General features: G+C 29.3%; 14 protein-coding genes, 1 pseudogene and 1 riboswitch. Of the genes and pseudogenes, 8 read left to right on the top strand and 7 right to left on the bottom strand.

Annotated features, from left to right (window positions below; genetic code table 11):
* The first annotated feature begins 173 nt into the window (after positions 1–173).
* A riboswitch (cobalamin riboswitch) is annotated at positions 174–380 on the top strand.
* A gap of 314 nt (positions 381–694) precedes the next feature.
* The 8 genes and pseudogenes from nrdD (C8C76_RS13560) (at position 695) to C8C76_RS13525 (ending at position 11,751) form a co-directional block, all read left to right on the top strand.
* Positions 695–5,329, top strand: coding sequence for an anaerobic ribonucleoside-triphosphate reductase (nrdD, locus tag C8C76_RS13560; protein WP_108142562.1), 4,635 nt, complete (start codon positions 695–697; stop codon positions 5,327–5,329).
* Positions 5,330–6,028, top strand: a complete 699-nt coding sequence (locus C8C76_RS13555) for an anaerobic ribonucleoside-triphosphate reductase activating protein (RefSeq protein ID WP_108142560.1) — start codon at positions 5,330–5,332, stop codon at positions 6,026–6,028.
* A 123-nt stretch (positions 6,029–6,151) separates the two neighbouring features.
* Positions 6,152–6,268, top strand: a pseudogene (gene nrdD, locus C8C76_RS13550) (anaerobic ribonucleoside-triphosphate reductase); the annotation flags it as partial.
* Positions 6,269–6,466: 198 nt separating this feature from the next.
* Entirely contained in the window at positions 6,467–9,001 is a 2,535-nt protein-coding gene (locus C8C76_RS13545) for a diguanylate cyclase (RefSeq protein WP_108142556.1), read from the top strand.
* Positions 9,002–9,153: 152 nt separating this feature from the next.
* Entirely contained in the window at positions 9,154–9,357 is a 204-nt protein-coding gene (locus C8C76_RS13540; protein WP_073157311.1) for a cold shock domain-containing protein, read from the top strand.
* A gap of 125 nt (positions 9,358–9,482) precedes the next feature.
* Complete coding sequence (locus C8C76_RS13535) at positions 9,483–10,799, top strand: IS91 family transposase (protein WP_108142554.1); 1,317 nt, start codon at positions 9,483–9,485, stop codon at positions 10,797–10,799.
* The gene (locus tag C8C76_RS13530; RefSeq protein ID WP_108142552.1) at positions 10,723–10,956 is read left to right on the top strand and encodes a hypothetical protein; all 234 of its coding nucleotides are present in this window, start codon (positions 10,723–10,725) and stop codon (positions 10,954–10,956) included. Before C8C76_RS13535 ends, C8C76_RS13530 begins: the two co-directional genes overlap by 77 nt.
* A gap of 339 nt (positions 10,957–11,295) precedes the next feature.
* A complete protein-coding gene (locus tag C8C76_RS13525) occupies positions 11,296–11,751 on the top strand; it encodes a hypothetical protein (protein WP_108142550.1) in 456 nt (151 codons plus the stop codon).
* A gap of 585 nt (positions 11,752–12,336) precedes the next feature.
* Here C8C76_RS13525 and C8C76_RS13515 read toward each other — a convergent pair.
* The 7 genes from C8C76_RS13515 to C8C76_RS13485 all read right to left on the bottom strand — a co-directional run bounded on the left by C8C76_RS13515 (position 12,337) and on the right by C8C76_RS13485 (position 21,472).
* Entirely contained in the window at positions 12,337–13,800 is a 1,464-nt protein-coding gene (locus tag C8C76_RS13515) for an Eco57I restriction-modification methylase domain-containing protein (RefSeq protein ID WP_108142548.1), read from the bottom strand.
* Positions 13,801–13,842: 42 nt separating this feature from the next.
* Positions 13,843–14,616, bottom strand: a complete 774-nt coding sequence (locus C8C76_RS13510) for an MAE_28990/MAE_18760 family HEPN-like nuclease (RefSeq protein ID WP_108142546.1) — start codon at positions 14,614–14,616, stop codon at positions 13,843–13,845.
* On the bottom strand, positions 14,609–15,727 hold the full coding sequence (locus tag C8C76_RS13505) for a DUF262 domain-containing protein (protein ID WP_108142544.1): 1,119 nt from the start codon (positions 15,725–15,727) through the stop codon (positions 14,609–14,611). The genes C8C76_RS13510 and C8C76_RS13505 overlap by 8 nt, the downstream gene beginning before the upstream one ends.
* A complete protein-coding gene (locus C8C76_RS13500; protein WP_108142542.1) occupies positions 15,724–16,461 on the bottom strand; it encodes a hypothetical protein in 738 nt (245 codons plus the stop codon). Before C8C76_RS13500 ends, C8C76_RS13505 begins: the two co-directional genes overlap by 4 nt.
* Before the next feature lie 7 nt (positions 16,462–16,468).
* Positions 16,469–16,675, bottom strand: coding sequence for a hypothetical protein (locus tag C8C76_RS13495; RefSeq protein WP_181248229.1), 207 nt, complete (start codon positions 16,673–16,675; stop codon positions 16,469–16,471).
* 104 nt (positions 16,676–16,779) lie between these two features.
* Positions 16,780–20,184, bottom strand: coding sequence for an Eco57I restriction-modification methylase domain-containing protein (locus tag C8C76_RS13490; RefSeq protein ID WP_108142538.1), 3,405 nt, complete (start codon positions 20,182–20,184; stop codon positions 16,780–16,782).
* Complete coding sequence (locus tag C8C76_RS13485) at positions 20,177–21,472, bottom strand: C-terminal helicase domain-containing protein (RefSeq protein ID WP_181248228.1); 1,296 nt, start codon at positions 21,470–21,472, stop codon at positions 20,177–20,179. Before C8C76_RS13485 ends, C8C76_RS13490 begins: the two co-directional genes overlap by 8 nt.
* Positions 21,473–21,554: the final 82 nt, after the last annotated feature.

Here is a 21,554-nt window from a genome sequence, read left to right as displayed (position 1 = left end):
CAAATAATTAATTCAACGGAGCCAGGCAGATGCCTTTTTTTATTTAGATATTTTTAGATTTACATTTTTTTCTTCACAACATTAATTATACAACCAATTTGTTTAGAGATTAAAAGTAAAATATTTGTGATTTGCTGACAGATGTATTAAGATAAAAATAGTTAATTAAAAATTGAATAGTTTTAAATAAGGGTTTCAGTCATTATTTTAGCGTTAACAGCAAAAATAACTGGCTGGATTAAAACGGGAAAGAGGTGAAAAACCTCTGCGGTCCCGCCGCCGTAAGGTTTAAAGATAATCAAAACTGCCACTGGGAAAACTGGGAAGGCTGATTATTAACTGAACCGAGCCGGAAGACCTGCCTTTATTTATAAACACCATAAACTCACGGGTCATGAGGGGGTGTTGAGCAGATTTTATTTAATAAACTGCTGGCAGCAGCTAAATTATTTAAGACTTTTAGATAGTATGCAAAAGACTGCAGCTTATTTCAGCTTAAGAATAACGAGTTAATTTTAAATAAAATTCTGACAACTAACTTAAATTATTAATCCCTTTCGTGCAGAGCCTGTGCGGAGGGATTTTTTTAGTTTACATAAGTTTTGAAAATAAAATTAGAAATAAGCAGGACTATTTAAAGCAGCAGAGAAATAATTAAATATATAGCAAACACAAGTTCGAAAAAGGAGGAATTATGAATTTAGATTATGTAAAAAAACGTGACGGAAAAAAGGTAGAATTTAAATCAGAAAAGATTGAAAATGCTGTAGAAAAAGCAGCTGCAGCAGTGGATCAGGCTGATCCTAAAATTGCTGCCGAGATAACAGCTGAGGTATTATCCTATTTAAAAATATTTTTTAAAAATGGTGGTACTGTAGAGGTAGAACAGATTCAGGATCTGGTGGAAAAGGTTTTAATTGAAAAGGGATATGCCGAAATTGCAAAAGCCTATATTCTTTACCGGGAACAGCACAGCAAACTCAGGGACAGCAAAAAGCTTTTTGCAGATGCTGTAAACATTATGGATGATTATTTAGACCGCAGTGACTGGAAAGTAAATGAAAATTCTAATATGAGTTACTCCCTCCAGGGCTTAAATAATTATATTGCTTCTGAGGTAACTGGTCAGTACTGGCTGCAGGAGATATATCCCAAAGAAACTGCCGAGCTGCACAGCGGTGGTGATTTACATATCCATGATCTGGGTAATTTGAGTGTTTACTGCTGCGGCTGGGATTTAGAAGAGCTTTTGAGAAGCGGCTTTAGAGGGGTTCCAACTAAAATTGAAAGTGCCCCGCCAAAACATTTGAAGACAGCACTCGGGCAAATTGTAAATTTTTTCTATACACTCCAGGGTGAGAGCGCCGGAGCCCAGGCTTTTTCCAACTTTGACACTTATCTGGCTCCATTTATAGCCTATGATGGCCTTAATTATGAGGAAGTTAAGCAGGCGATGCAGGAATTTTTATTTAATATGAATGTTCCGACACGGGTAGGATTTCAGACTCCCTTTACAAATATTACCATGGACCTTGAAGTTCCCAGTTATTTAGAAGACCAGGCAGTTATAATTGGCGGTCATTATCAGGAAAAATGCTATGGTGAATTTCAAGAGGAGATGGATATGCTCAACCGAGCCTTTGCCGAGCTGATGATGGAGGGTGATGCCAAGGGCAGAATGTTTTCCTTTCCGATTCCAACTTACAACATAACTGAGGATTTTGAATGGGAAAATGAAAAGTTGGATCCGGTCTGGCAGATGACAGCTAAATTCGGGATACCATATTTTTGTTTGAGTGAAAATACATTCATCATAACTGATAAAGGATCCAAACAATTAAAAAATATTAATATCAATAAAGATAAAGTTTTAGGTGATGATGGTAATTTTTATAGAATAATTAATTTATTTAAAAATGAGCATAAAGAGTATATTAAAATAATTACCGAAAAACAACAAAAAATTGAATGTTCTAAGAATCATAAATTTCCTACAGATAATGGTTTAAAAAAAGCTGAAAACTTATCACTCAATGATAGGTTGCAGGAATATGGTAAACAAATTGTTTTTGAAAATGGGTTTATATTATCATATGAGAATCATCATCTTTTTGATATAATTGATAAATCAGGGGAAAAGATAAGATTTGAAAAAATAACTAAAAATAAAATTGATGATTTTTATTGTTTAAGAATTAGAAATAGAGAAAGAAAAAAGATTGACAAATTTAATTATGAACCCAATAGGTTTCAAACTACGTTAAAAGATATAAGAATTCCCCAAAAATTAGATAAAGAAATATTTGAGATGATCGGTCAATTGTTAGGAGATGGCTATTTATCAAAGACTAAAAACTCTATTCGTTTAACAAGTAATGATAGTGAAATTATAGATTTTTTTGTAAAGACCATCAATAATAAATTTGATTTAGATAGTTCAATTTCTAAAGCTGGAAACAGTGAGACATGTCTGGATGTAACTGTAAATTCAAAAATTTTAAAAGAATTTTTGAAACATATAGGATTAAAATTTGGAAGAGGAGATGAAAAAGAGATACCCCAAATTATATATAAAAGAAATGAAGAAGAAATTGGCGCACTATTAAGAGGACTATTTGATACTGATGGATCTATTTCAATAAATAATAGTGGAAATCCTATTATTACCCTTACTCTTAAAAATAGAAAGTTATTACAGCAGGTATTAGAACTTTTAATGTTTCTTGGAATAGCAGCATATTATAAGACTTCAAGAAAAAAATATGGAGAGATTAGAATTCATGGAGAAAAAAATATAAAAATTTTTAAAGATAAAATTGGATTTTCAATAACAAGAAAAGCCTGCAGGTTAATAGCAAAAGATAGTAACAAACCTAATTTAGGAGATAAGATCATAACTAAAAAACAGTCATTAAACGAGTTTGGTAAAGACTTTCGTCAATATAAGGAAAAAGATATATTTAGAGTAAAAAAAGATACAGATGGAATATATTTATTTGTAAATAAAATTAAAGAAACAAATAATTATGTAGAAATAAAAAGTTTAACAAATATAAAAAAAGAAATATCAACTGTTGACATTCATGTTAATAGTGAAAATCATTTATTTACATTAAAAAATAATGTGGTTGTTCATAATTCCAATTTTATCAATTCGGATATGGATCCAGAGGATGCAAGGAGTATGTGCTGCAGATTGCGCCTGGATAACAAAGAGCTTCGTAAAAGGGGTGGTGGCTTATTTGGTGCTAATCCTCTAACAGGGAGCATAGGCGTGGTAACTCTAAATATGCCCCGCATTGGTTATCAGGCTCAAGATAAGGAAGAATTTATGCAGCAAGTCTATTATCTGATGGACCAGGCAAAAGAAAGCTTAGAAGTTAAGCGTAAAGTTTTAGAAACCTTAACTGAGCAGGGATTATACCCCTACGCAAAATTTTATTTGAGAGATATTAAGAAACGCTTTGATCAGTACTGGAAAAACCACTTTAATACAATTGGGCTCAATGGAATGAACGAAGCTCTGCTCAATTTTATGGGTAAGGATATTTCTACTCCCGAAGGACAGCAGTTTTCTGAGCAAGTAATGGGTAAAATGAGAGAGCGCCTGCAGCAGTATCAGGAAGAAACAGATAATATGTATAATCTGGAAGCAACTCCAGCTGAGGGAACCGCCTATCGTTTTGCCCGTCTGGATCGAGAAAAGTTTGGAGATCAGATAATTGCTGCCAATCAGGAGCGGGTAGTTAAAGAAGATGCAGATCCCTATTACACCAACTCAACTCAGCTGCCAGTTGGTTTAACTGATGATATTTTTACAGCTTTAGAGCTGCAGGATGAACTGCAGTCACTTTATACGGGAGGGTGTATTGAAAAAGGTAATAAGGTTTTAACAAATAAAGGTGCAATTAGAATTGAAGAAATTGTTAGAGATTATGAAAATTTAAAACCAATTAAGGCTTTAAGTTATAATGCAAAAGAGGACAGATCAGAATGGGATTTAATTACAGATGCTATGTCAATAGATGTCAGTAAAAATAATAAGATAAGAGTTATTGCTGAAAAAGGTCTTGATATAACTACAAGTGACTGGCATCCATTTTTCGTATTAGAGAAAATATCAGTTAAAGATAAATGTCCAGTTTGTGGAGAAAAGGTTAAGGGAACAAAGTCGTTTTCAACCCATATAAGGTATAATCCTGAATGTAGAAAAAAATATAAAACAATGTTTAAATTTAAAGTTGTAGAAAAAAGAGCCGATGAACTAAATGTTGGAGATTATATACTTCAAAATAGTGAAAATTTATATCCCGAAAAAGAATCTTTGCTAGACAATGATTTAATGTGGCTTTTTGGATATTTTATTGGAGATGGCTCAATTAGTGAATATGAAGACAATCGTGGTGGTAACCATCTAAAAAAATATAAATTAAGATTTAATGATGAACACTTGAGTAATTTAGAAAAAGCTAAAAAAATAATCAATAATAAATTTAAGACAAATATTAATATAATAAAAAATGACAAACGGAGTAAAAAATTATTTGAACTAGCTACAAATATGTATTCAGTTAATGAATTTTTCTTAAAGTATGGTTTTTTTAGCGGCGAAAAATGTTATGAAGTTAATATTCCAGAGCAAGTAAAAGCTAATATAACAAAGAATAATGTTTATTCTTTGTTATCAGGTTTAATTGATAGTGATGGGCATATTAATAAGAAACAGGGAGATATAGAGTATTATACTGTTTCTGAAGAGTTAGCTGATGATATTGTTGAAATATTGTCCACTGCAGGTATCATGGTTTCTAAAGAGGATAAACCTAGCAAAAGAAAAAATGAAGTAGATGGATTTAGAATACGAATTCCAGCACAGCAGGCAACTAAAATAAAAAATAAGTTAACGATTACAAATGATGCAGATTTTCTTAAAGGTAAGTTATCTTTAAGAAAAAAAAGACAGCTTCCAGTTGTTAGGGTTAAGAAAACTAGTAAAATTGAAATAGAAGATAATGAATTTTATGATTTAACAACAGAAAAAAACCATAATTATTTAGCTGGAAATAGAACAATGGTTTTTATTCATAATACGGTACTCCACGGATTTCTAGGGGAGAAAATAGATTCCATCAAAGCCACTAAAAAACTGGTTAAAAGAATTGCTGAAAACTTTAAACTTCCCTATTATACCCTGACTCCATCATTCAGCATCTGTCCGGTTCACGGCTATCTGCCGGGAGAGCATGAGTACTGTCCTAAATGTGAGGCAGAAGCAGAGGCGGAAGAAAACCGCAGAGAGAAGCTTAAAGCAGAAAGTGAAGTTGAATAAATGAGACTGGCCGGATTACAGAAAACATCGGTTATCGATTTTCCCGATCAAATTTCGGCGGTTGTCTTTACTCAGGGCTGCAACTTTTACTGCCCTTACTGCCATAACAGTCAGCTGATTCCAATGAAAATTCCAGCTGAGCAGGAGTTGATGCCGGAAGATTATTTTTTCGACTTTCTTAAACAGCGGAAGGATCTGCTGGATGGAGTGACAATCACTGGAGGAGAGCCGCTGCTGCAGCCAGATTTAAAAAAGTTTATGCAGAAAATAAAACAGGATTATGATCTTTTAATTAAGCTGGACACCAATGGCAGCAGCTCGTCTAAGCTAAAAGAGCTGCTGGAGGCTGGGCTGATCGATTACCTAGCAGTTGATATAAAGTTCAGCTGGGCTAATTACCAGCGGCTAGCCCCGGAGGGACTTGTTACAGGAATAAAAGATTCAGTGGAGATGATTATTAATTCTGATCTTAATTATGAGTTCAGGACAACAGTAGTCCCCGGGCTCCATAATAGAGAAGAAATAGGACAAATTGCTCAGCAGATTGAAGGGGCAAAAAAATATTATATCCAAAATTTCAGACCGGTAAATACACTGGCACCTGAACTGAGAAATTCACGTTCTTTTGCTCCTTCAGAGCTAGATGAATTTAAACTGGAGGCTGAAAAGCACCTGGCTGATGTCCAAATTAGAGATTGAATTTGAGCCGGCATTGCTGCCGGCAGCTGTCTATTTTCAGTGTAGAAAGGGAGACAGCAAATATATTGGTAGCTTAAGATCAGAAAAATTAATTTAAGAGGAGGCATTAAAATGGCTAAAAAACAAAAGTGTGAGGTTTATTCTCGAGTTGTGGGGTATCTTTCCCCGGTATCTGAATGGAATAAGGGTAAAAAAGAAGAATTTAAAGATCGCAAAACTTTTAAATATAGTGAAAAATAAGGAAGTGACGGGATCTGTCGAAAAATAGTATAATTTAACTAATTAGTATTTTTAAGGGGCTATCATGATGGTAGCCCCTTTATTTTTTTCCTTTTTTGCAGGAATTTACATATTGAGCGAGAAAAGAATTAAGTGAACAGTTTTAATAATGAAATACTTTTTAAAAGAAATTTATTTTTTAGTGGAAGGGTGTAGAAATTGCAGGTAGAAAGAAAACAATGTCAGAGTTCAGACGAGTTAATAAAATTTTTTAAATCATTAAAAGATGATCCTGCTCAGGTAGTACAGGTTTTTTCAGCCAGATCTGAGTTAGTAAATAAAAAATTAATAGCTGCTTTTAACCGCTATTTACCCCTTTCCACATTAATGGGTGCCAGTGCAGAAGAAGTAATCTCTGAAAACAAAGTTAGCCTAAGTTCCTTAAACGCTGTGGCAGTGCGCTTTGAAAAAAGCAGTTTTAAACTTCTGCGAACCGAATCGAAAAGTAGAGAAAATGCCAGATTAATTATGGAAGAGATTGAAAAGGACACTAAGGCAATAATAATTTTTTCTGATGACCAGTATAATAACGGAGATCTGCTGGTTAAAGAGCTAAATAAGTGCAGTTTTAAACCTGTAATTGCAGGCGGTCAGGCAGCTTCGGGCGCTGAAAATGATTCAGGTTATGTTTTCGATAAAACGGGGATAATAAAAAAAGGCAGTCTGGCTTTGATTTTAAATGGAAGCCAGCTGAAGGCAAACTGGAATTACAGTATGGGCTGGGACAGCATCAGCCGCGAAATGGAGATCACCAGAGCAGAAAATCAGGTGGTTTACGAACTTGACGGCAGAAATATTTTCCAGGTATATTCTGAATTTCTGGGTGAAGATATTAAAAGTAAACTTCCTTCTGCTGCAGTTACAAAATTTCCGCTGGTTTTTAATCGCGGTTTTAAAAATGCCCGCTCTGCTATTGAGGCAGTAGATGATGGAATTAGATTTTCGGGTGAGCTTAAAGTAGGAGATAGAGTTAAAATTTCCTATGGGAGTTTAAATAAAATTTTAGCAAATTCAATGCGGCTCCAAAAAAGGCTTGACTTTCACCCTGAGATTTCATTAATTTATTCCTGTTCCGGCAGAAGTCAGTATTTAAAATCCCTGGATTCTAATTTAGGTGAAGAAATTAAAGTTGTTCCTTCTCCTAAAGCTGGTTTTAGTACCAATGGAGAATATGGAATTATAGACAGCAGCTATGAGTATTTAAATATTACAACCACAGTACTTTACTTAAGCGAAAAGAAGGAAGTTGTACATAAAAAGATTGAATTTGATACAGAGAAACCAGATCTAAAAATAGAGCATCTTTTTCACTTATCAAAAAAAGTTGTTTCGGAGCTGGAAATGATCAATGATAAGATGCGGAAAGCCAATCAGGCTACTGGAAACCATAAAGTAGAAGAAACAGCGGCCAGCCTTTTTAAAATGATTTTTGAAAACGAAAATTATACGGGTGGGATAGTGCTTAAAGAGGCCGAAAACCTTACCAAAATTTACCTTGATGAGAGTCTGGGGGTAGAGGCTTATAACACATTTAAGGCTTTCTGGCAGCAGCGGCCGCAAAAAATTAGCAGCCGAAATAATATCCTCGGTTTTAAAAACGCTTTTTTAATTCCTCTAACTGAAGAAGTGGAGGCTCTGCTGATTATTTTAAGTGATGAAATTGACCTTTATGATATTAAAAAGAACCATCTATTTATAGAGCAGATTCCAAATTATTTAAAAAAAGCAATTTTATATGAGAGTTTAGAAAGAAACTTAGCCAGCCTTTCAACCCTGGAGCAGACTTCTGATTTTCTCTATTCCACTCTTGATCTGGACCTCCTTTATGAAAGAATTCTGGATATAATTGTGGGTACAATGGGAATGTCAGCTGCAGTTATCTTCAAAAGAGATGAAAATCAGTTAAAAATGGTGAAAAATATAAATGTCAAAGAAAACAGTGAGCTGTATTTTTATTTGAAGGGCCATTATAAAGAAATTGCTGCTTCAGATCAAATTTTGATAGAAAATGAAGTTGATTTATTTGAAGATATTCAGACTTTAATTGCTATACCGATTAATCTAAACGATTATCAGGGTATATTATATGCAATGCAGTCTAAGTATCAGCAGTTAATTAATGAAAACCAGAAAAAGTTTATCAGAACTCTGGCCAATCAGATCCGGGTCAGCATTCGTAATGCCTTAAATCACAATAAGGTAAAAAGACTTTCGGTAACTGATGGGCTAACCAACCTCTATAATCACTCTTACTTTCATAATCAGCTGCAGGAGAAAGCGGGAGAAAAGTATTCAGTGGCAATTATGGATATTGATAATTTTAAGGATTTCAATGATCACTACGGCCATCAGGCTGGAGATCAGGTTCTGCGAAAATTATCGGAGCTTTTAAAGTCGGAAATTAGAGAAGATGATATTGTAGCCCGCTATGGGGGAGAAGAGTTTGTAATCTACTTTAATCTGGTTGATCAAAATACTCTCTCCAGAGTAATAAATCGCTTGATGCAGAATATTAGAAAACTGGAAATTGAATTTGAAAATCAGAAACTTAAGGTTACTGTTTCAATTGGAGTTGCTGTCAATCAGGAAGGAGAATATTCAGCAGAAAAGCTAATTAAACAGGCGGATACCGCTTTATATATTGCTAAAGGTGCGGGAAGAGACATGGTTAAATTTTACAGGAATCTGGAATAACTGGGCTGGAAATTTGAATTAAATTGTCGATAAACTCTCAGTAATAAACCCTTGAAATGGATTTTTTCTTATGCTATAATAATCATCGATGGGTGAAGTTTTAACTGAACGAACCCCAAATATAGAATTATTCCTAGGGGGAATGAATTAATATGATTTACACAGGTAAAGTAAAATGGTTTGACGCGAAAAAAGGTTATGGTTTTATTGAAAGAGAAGATGGCGACGATGTATTTGTACACTTCTCAGCTATTCAGGACGAAGGTTTCAAGACACTTGAAGACGAACAAGAAGTAGAATTCGAAATCGTTGAAGGCGACCGCGGTCCACAAGCTGAAAACGTTGTTAAGTTATAGAGTTTAAAACTGTATAAACTGAGACAACTTACCCCGTCCAGGGTTCTGGGCGGGGTTTTATTCCTTATATAGGAAATTATGCTTTTGCAGGAATGTGGATAACTTTGTAGAAGGATAAAAATATTATGAGCCCAAAACAAAGAAGAAAACGCATTAAAGTTAAAACAATATTGAATGATCACTGGGAAGAGTTTAAGATTAAACATCTTCCAGGTAGAGTGCCTGCTGATATGTTAAACCATGTAATTGATCAGGTAGAAAAATCCATGGAATGTGGTAACCCAGAAAATGGTTATGCTAAATATAAATGCCTGGATTGTGGTGAAGAGCATATTGTCAGCTTCAGCTGTAAAAGTAGATTCTGCTCCAGATGTGGTAAAGTCTATGTAGATAAATGGGTAGATAAACAGGTTGATATGATCTTAGATGTTAGCCATAGACATATGGTATTTACCGTTCCAGAAGAATTAAGAGGATATATTTACTGGCAGAGAGATATCATAAAAGAACTAAGTGATAAAGTAGCAGAATTAATTCAAAGATACATAGATAAAAAAGGTAAAATTCATGAATATGAAGCTGGAATAATAACAGTGGTTCATACCTTTGGCCGTGATATGAGCTTTAATCCGCATGTGCATGCATTAATAGCAGAAGGTGCATTAGATAAGTATCATCAGTGGAGTAAAGTAGGATATTTTTCCTACAAATATTTAAGAAAAGCCTGGCAGAAAGTGCTTTTAGATATTTTTAAAGAAAGATTTCCAGATAACCAAAAGGTTCAAAATCTAATTAGATATTTCTATAGAAGATACAAAGAAGGTTTTTATGTCAATGCAGAAAGTAGAATGAATAGTGCTCGAGGAGCAGCAAAATACATAGGAAGATATTTAGCCAGACCAGCTATTGCAGAATATAGAATTTTAGAGTATGATGGGAAAAAGGTAAGGTTCTGGTATGAAGATCATAAAACAAAAAAGAGAGTGGAATTAGAGCTATCAGCCATGAAATTTATTGGCAGAATAATAATGCATATTCCACCCAAATATTTTAAGATGACCAGAAGATATGGACTCTACAGAAGAGGTTACAACAAAAGAGTAAAAAAAATAGTTGCTCTCTGGAAATACATGAAAAGAAGACAATTAAGATTAATCATGCACCATAAAAAGACCATATCATTAAGCTGGAGAGAAAGAATGATAAAAAGTTTTGGAAAAGATCCAGTAAGGTGTAAAAACTGTGGTAAAGAAATGGTCTTGTATGAGATCTGGCATCCATTATATGATTTTCTGTATCATATAGAACATACCGATGATAGTGGAAGATATATTAAAAGCAATAGTTGGGAGGTTGATCCAAGATATGAAAGAAAAAAACTGGCAAGAAAATATGGAGATCCCATTCCATTCCCCAGAAGACACAGACAAAGAGTGGTATAAGTTTGAATGTCCCAAGTGTGGGGAAGAAGATGAAGTTCCAGGTTATGTGATAGATGAGTTTGCAATGGGAAAAGATTTGAAAGAAGGAGAAATGCCAGGAGTGGCATGTCCTGAATGTGGTGCAGAAATGAAGTTTAAATACACATTTGAAAGATAAAACCCTACTAAAGAAATATTAATTAACTTCTATAGTAGGGTGGCCGTCAGGCCATTTTGTTCTTAATTGACTAAAAATTCTAAAAAGTGATATAATATATATGCGAGTAATTATGTTTGACCTCCGAGAATGACGGGGTCGTTAATAAGTAGAATATCATTCATTGAATTGTTTGACCTCCGAGAATGACGGGGTCGTTAATAGGTAGAATATCATTCATTGAATTGTTTGACCTCCGAGAATGACGGGGTCGTTAATAGGTAGAATATCATTCACTCGTGAGTCAATATAATTACATGGCCCTCATTTTTATGAGGGCTATTTTTTTAGGGGGTACTTATGAAAATAGTTAAAATTTCTAATGAGTTCTATAATATTATTAAGTTTGATAAAGAAGCTTTGGATAAAGATACAAGACCCTATCTATTACTATTGAAACTTAAATATAACTGTAAATATATTGATTTTGTAATTCCTTTTAGATCAAATTTAAAACCTTCAGTAAAAAAATATAAAGATCAATATTTCCCTTTACCTCCAAATAAAGCTACAAAAAAAGGAAATATCCATGCAATTCATTATCTAAAAATGCTACCAATAAATAAAAATTATATTGAAAGATTCTTTTTTTCAGATGATCAAGAATATTTTAAATTTTTATTAGATTACATTCATCAAAATGAAAAATTTATAGTTCAAAAGGCTCAAACATATCTATATAATTATGAAAGTAATAAAAGGTATAATTACGCTACTGATATTGATAAAATACTAACAGTTATAGAAAATCAATGAGGGGGATTATATGAAAGATAAAAATATTCAAGATATTACAAAAGCTAGTGAAAAAAGTCTTGCAAAAGATTGGCTAACAAAGGAAGAAGATGAAGCTTGGAAAGATTTATAAATTAATGCTATAACGCCCTTAATGGGCGTTATTTTTTTATGTTACGAAAATTATTAGTGGAGTGCACCCTACATTTAATTGAAGTTTTACATAAATTACTATATTTTCATCCTTGACATTAGGTTTACTTCACGAACTATAATAGTAATGAAAATATAAATACTTACTTCTAAGGAGGAGTTACTATGACTAAAAGAAATAACAAAATGACTAGTGCAAACGAAAACATTATGAACCAATATTCAAAATATGCTGTTGAATTTTTGAGATCTGTTTAAGTCCACTTTTTTAAAGGAGGGATTGACATGTTTAGAAATAATAAAAAATTAGAAAGAAATTACGATAACGCTAGAGAAGATTTATATAATAACCATTCTAATGTCGTTTTAGAATTAATGAGATACTAATTTACCCTTAATCCCCTGAGTAATTTTTTCTATAAATTATAAGTGCCTGCTTTCGCAGGCACTTTTTTATTGTATTAAGGTGTTTATAAAATTATAAATTTCTTCTTCAGAAATATTATTAACTAAATATAGATTACCAATTTCTCGTATAATGTTAATACTAGGAAATTTCATAGATTCAAGCTCATAAATATTTAAGCCATGTGTGCTATTAATAGCTCTATAATAAAGATCATATAAATAAGAATTAAATAGAAAATATAACCCATACAATTCTTCTATCATGAAATTTTTTTTATGAATATAAACAAAATTATTCTCAAAAGAAATATATTTACTATCAAAAAAATTTTTAAAATATGGAATAACATTAAATATTTTTTTGTTATTTTTTGTTACTAATCTCTTGAATAAAAGATAATTATCATTTTTAACAGCATACTCGCGTACACCTTTATTTTCCATTGAAATATATCTATTTTTACCTTTAATATTATTAGAATAATTTAAGCCATTTTTACTAAAATGTCGACTTCTTATTAGTGGAATTGTTTTATTTTTTTTATAAGGAACTGTGAATAATTTGTATTTGTTTTTTGCCCTAAAAATAACATTTTGACCAACTTTAATTTTGAATCCTAAATCTCCTAGATTAAATTTGAATGATTTTTCTATTTTTTTTATTGTTTCAAATTCTTTTTTATTCCTTGGGACTAATATTATTGATTTCTTATTTTTTTCAGAAATAATGTTTTTTTGTTTTACACAATAAACACCATTATTATTGTATTCAATAATAGTATCATTTAACTTTCTTTTAGTAAAAGAAGTTATTATTATTTCTTGTTGTATTTCATTATTAAAAATTTTTTTTCTTTCATCAAAGCTATAAATTTTATAAATATTATAATTATCGATAATATAATTTCTGATCTTTTCTGAATATTTACCAGAAAAATAACTTTTAGGAGATAAAAATACACAATACCCATCATCTTTTAATAAATCAAGATTTTTTATTAAAAACAAATGATAGATATTAGGTTGGCCTATAAAAAAATTTATATACGTACTATTATTTGATATTTCTGTTTTCCTTATTTTTTTATACGGTGGATTAGATAAAATAATATCATATTTTTCTTTTATTTCCTGTTTTAAAAAATCCTTATTAATTATATTGAAGTTAATTTTAATTTCGTTTTTTAATCTATCTTTTAATTTGCTAATATTTGATGTTAAAATAGGAATTAAATTAGCATCAATTTCATACATATCTATTCTAACCTTCTTTACACAAGAATTCCTCAGGTTTAATAGAAGAGATAAAATTAAATTACCTGTTCCCGCTGCAGGTTCTAATATATTTAGATTATTTTTTTTATAAATATCTTTTCCAACAGATAATACAAGCTTTTTTGAATAATCAAAATCTGTAAAATATTGTGAATATCTTTTTCTATAATCTTTATTATAAATCAATTTATAATTTTTTTCATTTTCCGAAAATAATTTATATAGTTCTTTCACGAAATCACCTCATGAAAATTATACTATAGATTTCAAAAAAATTTATTCATAAAGATATTTTTCGTCTATCAAATAATCTGTAACTAGATTTGTCAAATAATCAAATAGAGTCATTACAAAATTATACGTAGAATTCCATTCATTAATAACTCTTTTTATTAAAATCTCAGAAAAGCTTCCATCAAATTGTCTTATATCAGGAATCGAAAATAAACTTTTATCTATTTGACCATGTACAATATAGTTCCTAACTTTATATATGGACTTTAATTTCTTTTCAATTGTTGGGATTTCATTAATGCTTTTTTCTGAAATGAAATCAACATCATCTGATACATTATATCTTGTTAAATTATAATTTAGTTCTTCTTCATTTAACCCAAGTAACTTGAGAAAATATACAATACCCTGATAATCAATAATAAAATTTTTTGATTCAATAAAAAAACTTTCATCATTGTTTAATATTGATTTGATTGATTCATATATTTTTTTTGATTGTGATTTTGAATTGGAAATCCCATTCACCTTTACGCTTAAATAAAAAACTAATATTTCTTTTTTTAAATCTTCTACTTTTAAATTAGCCTTTTTGAAGTAATCAAATATGAATTCTTTTATTGTATTCAAATAGCCTTCATAATGCACAAAAAACATCGGATAGGTAACTCTTAATTTAATAAATTTATCTGAATTATTTTCAATTTTTTCAATTTGTGATTTCAATGAAACTAACTCTTTTTTTCTTTTTGAAAGATCTCTTGATAAATTCTTTGAAAATAAATCTATTATTTCTTTTCTTTCTTCATTATTCAATGTCAAAAACCTCTTTTGCATATTTATACGTTTCTTTAATTCTTCCAAATGATTTTAAATTTGGTTTCCCAGCATATTCATAATATTCTCCAGTGCTTTTAATTTCTTTTATTTTATTTGCAAAACTATCATCATTTAGTATTTCCTCGCTTTCTAACAATGAAAATCCCCATATTACTACTTCGAAAACAAACCAAGAAAAGGCTCCTTTAAATTTTTCTTTATTATTGTCATAAACTTTAAAACTATATTCTTCTGATAAATTATCATATAAATAATTTATCAATTTGTCAAATTTATTCAATTCATAATCAATATCAAATAAATCATCAGTAATAATATTACTAATTTCATTATCGATAATATTATTAATTGGTTCTGTACTTTTTGCTTGTATTGATAAAATTGATTCTTTTTTATAATGAATAAATATAAATCTTATAAGTATTTCCATATCCATTCTTGTTGCTAACTTATTTTCAGAAATTACTATTAATGATTTAAAAATGTCGTTTTTTGTATAATCTTCTAACTTTTTATAACAATCTTCATCTAGCATTAAGATCAAAGCATTCCTCACTTCTTGACTAGTTAAATGAGATCCACCAGTATTCAATCTTTTAAATAATTCATATTTAGCTTTAGGATCAGAATCAGCTTTTAAAACAATCACTGGTAAATAAGCTCTTTTAAAGTCTATTTTTGTGGCGGTATCTATTGGATTACTGTCATCAGATTTTTTATCCCAAGTTTTACCTTCGAGATTTTTTAAAATTTTAACGCTTTCCAATATCAATGGCTCTTCTTCTTTTAATTTACCCGTAAAATGGTATATTGTCGATAATCTTTGCACACCATCTATTACGTCCCAAGTTCCTTTTTCAGTTTGCAAGACAAAAATAGCTGGAATAGGATAACCTAATAAAATAGATTCTATAAAATTAGTTTCTTGAAAGCTATCCCATCTAAATAATCTTTGAAAAGCTGGTTCCAAATTTATTTCATTATCCTCATATAATGATATAAATTCTCCTATAGACATATTTAAATAACTTGTATATACCTCTTTTCTTTTTGATAATATTTCATCTCTTAAATCATTTCCGTTCATAATAATTCACCCTTTTCTATTATTATTTTATTTCTATAATCATTTTGAGCAGTTTTTATTCTTTCGATGATTAATTCAAATTCAGCCTTCTTAAATTCTTCTGAGTTTAAATCTTTATAATTTATAATAATTTTTGTTTTTGATTTTATGATACTTTCTCCAACCATATCAGGAAGTTTATTGTCTTCATAATATTTTTTTAATTTTTTATCAAAATCTTGAACAACTATTTTTGGAAGTTTAAAAATAAGATACTTATCACTAGGTAAAAAATCGTAATTTTCTCTATTTCTATCAAAATTTTGATGTTCATAACTAATTCCAGAAAATAAATCTTTAAAAGTCATTGGTTGAGTAATTAATTTATCAAATGAATTTTTTTCATTTTGCATTTCGATTTTAATCGAATATGCTGGACCGTGGCCCACATTATACAAATATAATGTGGTATTATTTTTCCAATTGTTTTCTAAAAATTTTTCTGTAGGCTCAAGGATTAATATTGCTTTTTTATTATTTTGTTGTTCCTCTATATATCTTTTTTTTGATTCTTCTAAATCTTTTTTCTGTAATTTTAATTGTTCATATTGAAATAGCAATAACCCAAAAGTTGTTATTGAACCTATATCTCCTAAACTAATACTTTTATCCCATTCCAAAGATTCTAAAATTAAGGCTATGTTTATTATTAAAAAAAATAACAAAATATAGATCAATAGATTATCTTTTTTCATGTTAAGACTAATCCTTTGATTTTTTTAATGAATTTTCTATGACTTGTATTTCTTTTACTTGGCAATCGTTTAATGCTTTTTGAATCGTTGGATTTGATTTCATTTTGTTATAAACTTCTTCTATTTTTTTGATTTTTTGTTCTTCTGAACTTTCATTTATAGGAACTATAAGTTTTTCTATTTCTTCGTTTATATAGCTTCCGTCTTTTACCATTTCTTCTTTGAAATATAGTCCGTAAACCATAAGATCAGCGATTCTTTCAAAAAATAATATTTATTATTAAAAGTCAAAATATATTAAATATTCTTCAAATAAAATTAAGATATTTCATTTAATATAAATTTAATTATATCATTTTCTGACATAGTCATTTTATTATTTGATTTATTAAAAGCTTGAATATTTATTTTTATTCCTCCTCTAATATTTTTATCGTAATTTAAAATATGATATATTTCATTATATTCTAAATCATAAATAAATTTACATATAAACAAATCAATTAGATCAATACTTTTTTTTACTTTACTTGTGATAAATCTATTTCTATTTATATCGAAATTGCTAAATAATTCTTCCATAAAAAATAAATTTAAACTATTAATTATTTGATGATATTTTAGTACAGTATCTTTAGAAGGTACAGGAAAAAAATTTAAAATATCACTATTCATATGTCTTCCATCTCCATATATTCTAAACCAAAAATAAAAAAGTGAAGAGTTCATTAATAATATAATAAAATTTTTATAAACAGGATCAACATATAATTTTTTTATCTCTGAACTATTGTAAGGTTTTTTATTCCAAGCATTATACCAATAATTACCACTAGTTCTTATCCAAATATATTCATCATAATCATTACTAATAATTTTTGAAATGTTCTTTTTATTAAAATTTAATAATTTATTTAGTATTAATTTATTTTCTTTTTCCCCAATTTTCGGAAGCCTATGTTCCGAGTTAAAATTTTTTATAAATGGTAATAAATAATTATCAACTTTTTGATATTTTATATTATTAATATCAGGTGTATCTCTAAACATTTTACTAGTCATAAAAACGTTGCAAGAAGAATTATTAAAATTTTTCTTAAAACATTCTAAAATTGAAACTGATTGACTCATACTTTCAAAAATTCTACATTTATCCCTATCAAAAGTAGCTAATTTTACTAAATTAAACGTTTTATTCAATTGATATCTATTTCTTGAAAATTTTTTATTAAAAGAAATGGCATAAGTTATTATAAAAGATAATGTTCCATTATTTTTTGTAAGTTCAACAGCTCTTTCCAAAAACGGACTACTTATATCAGAAGTAGTAAAATATTTATAATATTTTTTTAATTCTATTTTATTATTTTTACTTAAAAGATTACCATAAGGTGGATTACCAATAACTATATCAAATCCATCTTTTATACCGAACATGAATTCTGAGTCAAAGAATTCAGCTACATTGTTATGTTCATAGGGGTTCCAAGCTGCTATTTTTTGGCTTATTTCTGAATTAAAACCTATTTTGTCTAAAGCAGCTTTTAATTGTTCTCTTTTTTCTTTATCCAACATTTTATATTTATCTTTTGTAGATTTTGTTTTTGCTTCAAAGTATTTGTTTCTTATGATTTTTAATTCTTCTTCTATTTTTTTGTACTCATCCTGACCTAATTGCAATGTTTTTGGTTTTTCTATTTTTAATAGTGTGTTTGCTGTAACAAATTTTGTTTCTAAATTTGGAAGTGTGAGTAGTCCAAAGTTTTTATCTTCTTTATTAACTTTTTGTTCTATAATCAAAGAGATAAAAAATCTGAGTTTTGAAATTTGTGCTGCTATTGGTTGTATATCAACACCATATATACTGTTTTCTATTAAAAACAATTTTCTTGCATAGTTTGCATCATTTTTATTGAGGTTAAAAATATAATTTAATTCATTGTGCCTTTCTTCAAAGTCTTTTTGTTCTTTTTTAATTTCTTCCATTTTTATTTCTTTCCAAATGTAGTTTTCTGGATCGAGTTTTTCAAGAAGAAAAACTAATCTGTTTAAAACCCCCATAGGAAAAGCTCCAGAACCACAGGCTGGGTCTAATATTTTTATATCGTAAATAGCCTTTACTATCTCCTCCACTTGTTTTTTTTCAAATTTATGTTCATATTTATTATAATCAAACAATTCTTCTAATCTATCTTCAGTTATGAAATCCAAATTTGTTTTTAAATATTCTTTTATAGAGCTATCTACCATGTAATGGACTATTTCTCTTGGAGTGTAATAACTTCCAGTTGCTTTTCTTGCAGTGTCTCTTGTTTCTGGATTATAACTTGCAAGAAGGTTTTCGAATATTCTTCCTAATAATTCCGGATCTAAGGCTATGTCTTCTTCTACAGGTGTATTTTCTTCCAGGGTAAATTTATATTTGTTTAGTATATTGAAAAGGCCCTTTATACTATTTTTTTCTTTTTTGTTTTCATTAGAAAAAAGTAATTCATCTGGAAATATCAGTTTCCCTTCATTTTTTGGATTATCTGAAAACATATCAATTCTTTTTTCATGATGTCTATTGTTGCCCACTTCATCCAAACATTCAAAAAGTCCTCCGTTTAAAAAAGGAATATCGTCAAAAAGGTCTATTATAAGATTAGGATTTTTGTCTTTTACAAATCTCAAATATCTATATTTGTTATGAACACCATAATAGCTACTTTTGTTTTGAAATGAACTAATAAAATTTCTATTGTTAGGTTTATCTCTGTTCATTTCTGTATTTAATGTTGCAAAGAACAAATTCTGTAGTATGGCTTTGTAATAAGTGCTGTTGTTTACTTCGGTATCTTTTACCAAAATATTTTCATAAATATATTTTTCATCAAAAATTTTTTTGTCTATAAGGCCTTTTTCTTTTAAAAACCAAACGAATATAATTCTTGTCAAAAACCTTATTAAATTTTGAGTGTTATTTTCTCTAACTTTTTCTGGATCTGCAGTTATTTTATCAGCGTTTTTAGCTTCGTCTGGTGAAGGGAATTTTACTTTATCTACAGAGCTAAAGAACCAATTAGATAGTTCTTTGTAAAATTCTTTGTTAAGCTCTCTTACACTTAATTTTGCTTTCCATTTTTTGTGGAAATCGTTAAAATCTTTCGAATTTGCATCCAAGTCTTTGAAATTTAGATCTTCCAAAATCCTTATGTGTGCAGCATGAGGTTCTTTTAAATTAATATCTTTGATCAAAGTTGTTTTTTCTATTACGTCTTTATCGTGATCTATTTTATTTATTCTTCTGTCTGTTATTGTCAAAGTAATTTTTTCATTATATTTGAATATAATAAACGCTGGAGAGTTTAAAAGTCTGTTTATCTTTTTAGATATGTTTACTATTTTTATCTTTGAATATTCTTGATCTTTGAGTTTTACAGACAAAAATATATAACCAGCTATGATTTTTTGCTCTGATTCGTATTTTACAAAATTATCTTTTTCTTCGTCACCCTCACTGAAGGCAAAAAGCAAAGATACTTTTTCTATATATTTTTTTTCTTCTTTGGTTAGAGAAGTATTTTTTATACCTACTATATCCAAAAATTCTTCTAAATCATATTCATTTTTGGAAAATGTGTTGTTTTTTAAAGGATAATCTAAAATTTCAAATAATTCTATTCCCGATTCATAAATGTTCCCAAAATTATTCAATGTTTTTTGAATTAGGCTTCTATCCATTGTAATTCTCCTTATCTTTTATTATTAAAAAGCTAATTAAATCAAATTCTTCTTCATCAGATATTTGATTTTCTTTTGAAATTAAACTTATCTGTCCTCTTCCAGCACCGGCGGCCAAAGTTTTCATGGATTGATGATTCAATTTATTGTTTATTTGTTTTACTATGCTGCCTAATAATTCAGAGTATTTATCCATATTTTCTCCATCATTCGTTTCTTTTGTGAATATTTTTTCTAATTCTTCATAAGGTTGTTTCCCCCCAGAGGCTAATAATTTGTATATTTCTAATAATTGTTTTAAGTTTGTGTAATTGAATTTAATTTCGCCGTTATCGTATATATAGACCAAGAAGTATGGAGCTACTGGATTAAACTTTTCTAATCTTTTTTCAACTTTTTCTTTTTTTGAGGACTTTAGTTTTAAACAGAAAATTACTCCAGGCTTTATAAATTCTTTTATATTTTTTGGTAATGAATCTTCAGAATATTCTATATCTTTTGGTAACGGAACTATAGAATATATTCCTTCTGGAAGATGCTTTAAGTTTTTGTTTTTTTCTAAATAGTTAGTCAAATCCATTTTGTAATTATCTAAAGTGAAATCTGTGAGTGATATTGTATCATCCATATCTTCTAAATCTATAATTTCATTTTGTAATTTTTTTAGCTGTTTTTCTCTAAAATCTAAATAGTTATCTTCGTCTTCTCTTACTTCAATTATGTTTTCTTGGCCTGTTCCACTCATATCAGAAAGTGCCATTCTATTTTTTACTCTTTTTTCCAAATTTATATATTTTTCAAGATCTTTTTCAGGCCAAAAATTAACTAATTGTATCTTTTGGTTTTTTGAACCAATTCTGTCAATCCTTCCAAATCTTTGGGTTATTCTAACTGGATTCCAATGTATATCGTAATTTATTAAATAATCACAATCTTGCAAATTTTGACCTTCAGAAATACAGTCGGTTGCAACTAGTATGTCTATTTCTTTTTCACAATTTATTTTTCCTTTTGATTTTGGGGAAAAACTCTGTAATATTTCTTCAAAATTTTTAAGCCCAATTGTTGAATTATTTGGCCCTGTTCCAGTTACCAACCCAAACTCTAAATTCTTTTTGGATAATTCTTCTTTCAAATTTAAGTATAGATAATTAGCAGTATCTGCATAAGCTGTGAAAATCAATATTTTTTTGTTGTCTTTATTTATAGGATTTTTAATTTTATCTTCAATTAATTTAATTAATGTTTTTAGCTTTGCATCTTTTTCTCTGTTAATTGTTTTTTGCAAGTTAAAATTCCCGGTTTTTGCAAAGTTTTTTTCGCAGCCACCCAATAGGGAAAAATTAAAGTGAATTTTGGGCTCCTTTCAT

It is taken from the genome of Halanaerobium saccharolyticum, from assembly GCF_003053565.1.
Classification (GTDB): domain Bacteria; phylum Bacillota; class Halanaerobiia; order Halanaerobiales; family Halanaerobiaceae; genus Halanaerobium; species Halanaerobium saccharolyticum_B.
The sequence above is the reverse complement of the archived record's forward strand: the minus strand, read 5'-3'. Positions and strand labels throughout refer to the sequence as shown.

What these genes read in the sequence shown, in the direction of transcription:
- nrdD (WP_108142562.1), top strand. Translation starts at nt 695, where the DNA reads ATGAATTTAGATTATGTAAAAAAACGTGACGGAAAAAAGGTAGAATTT.
- C8C76_RS13555 (WP_108142560.1), top strand. Translation starts at nt 5,330, where the DNA reads ATGAGACTGGCCGGATTACAGAAAACATCGGTTATCGATTTTCCCGAT.
- C8C76_RS13540 (WP_073157311.1), top strand. Translation starts at nt 9,154, where the DNA reads ATGATTTACACAGGTAAAGTAAAATGGTTTGACGCGAAAAAAGGTTAT.
- C8C76_RS13535 (WP_108142554.1), top strand. Translation starts at nt 9,483, where the DNA reads ATGAGCCCAAAACAAAGAAGAAAACGCATTAAAGTTAAAACAATATTG.
- C8C76_RS13530 (WP_108142552.1), top strand. Translation starts at nt 10,723, where the DNA reads ATGAAAGAAAAAAACTGGCAAGAAAATATGGAGATCCCATTCCATTCC.
- C8C76_RS13525 (WP_108142550.1), top strand. Translation starts at nt 11,296, where the DNA reads ATGAAAATAGTTAAAATTTCTAATGAGTTCTATAATATTATTAAGTTT.
- C8C76_RS13505 (WP_108142544.1), bottom strand. Translation starts at nt 15,727, where the DNA reads ATGAACGGAAATGATTTAAGAGATGAAATATTATCAAAAAGAAAAGAG.
- C8C76_RS13500 (WP_108142542.1), bottom strand. Translation starts at nt 16,461, where the DNA reads ATGAAAAAAGATAATCTATTGATCTATATTTTGTTATTTTTTTTAATA.
- C8C76_RS13495 (WP_181248229.1), bottom strand. Translation starts at nt 16,675, where the DNA reads ATGGTAAAAGACGGAAGCTATATAAACGAAGAAATAGAAAAACTTATA.
- C8C76_RS13490 (WP_108142538.1), bottom strand. Translation starts at nt 20,184, where the DNA reads ATGGATAGAAGCCTAATTCAAAAAACATTGAATAATTTTGGGAACATT.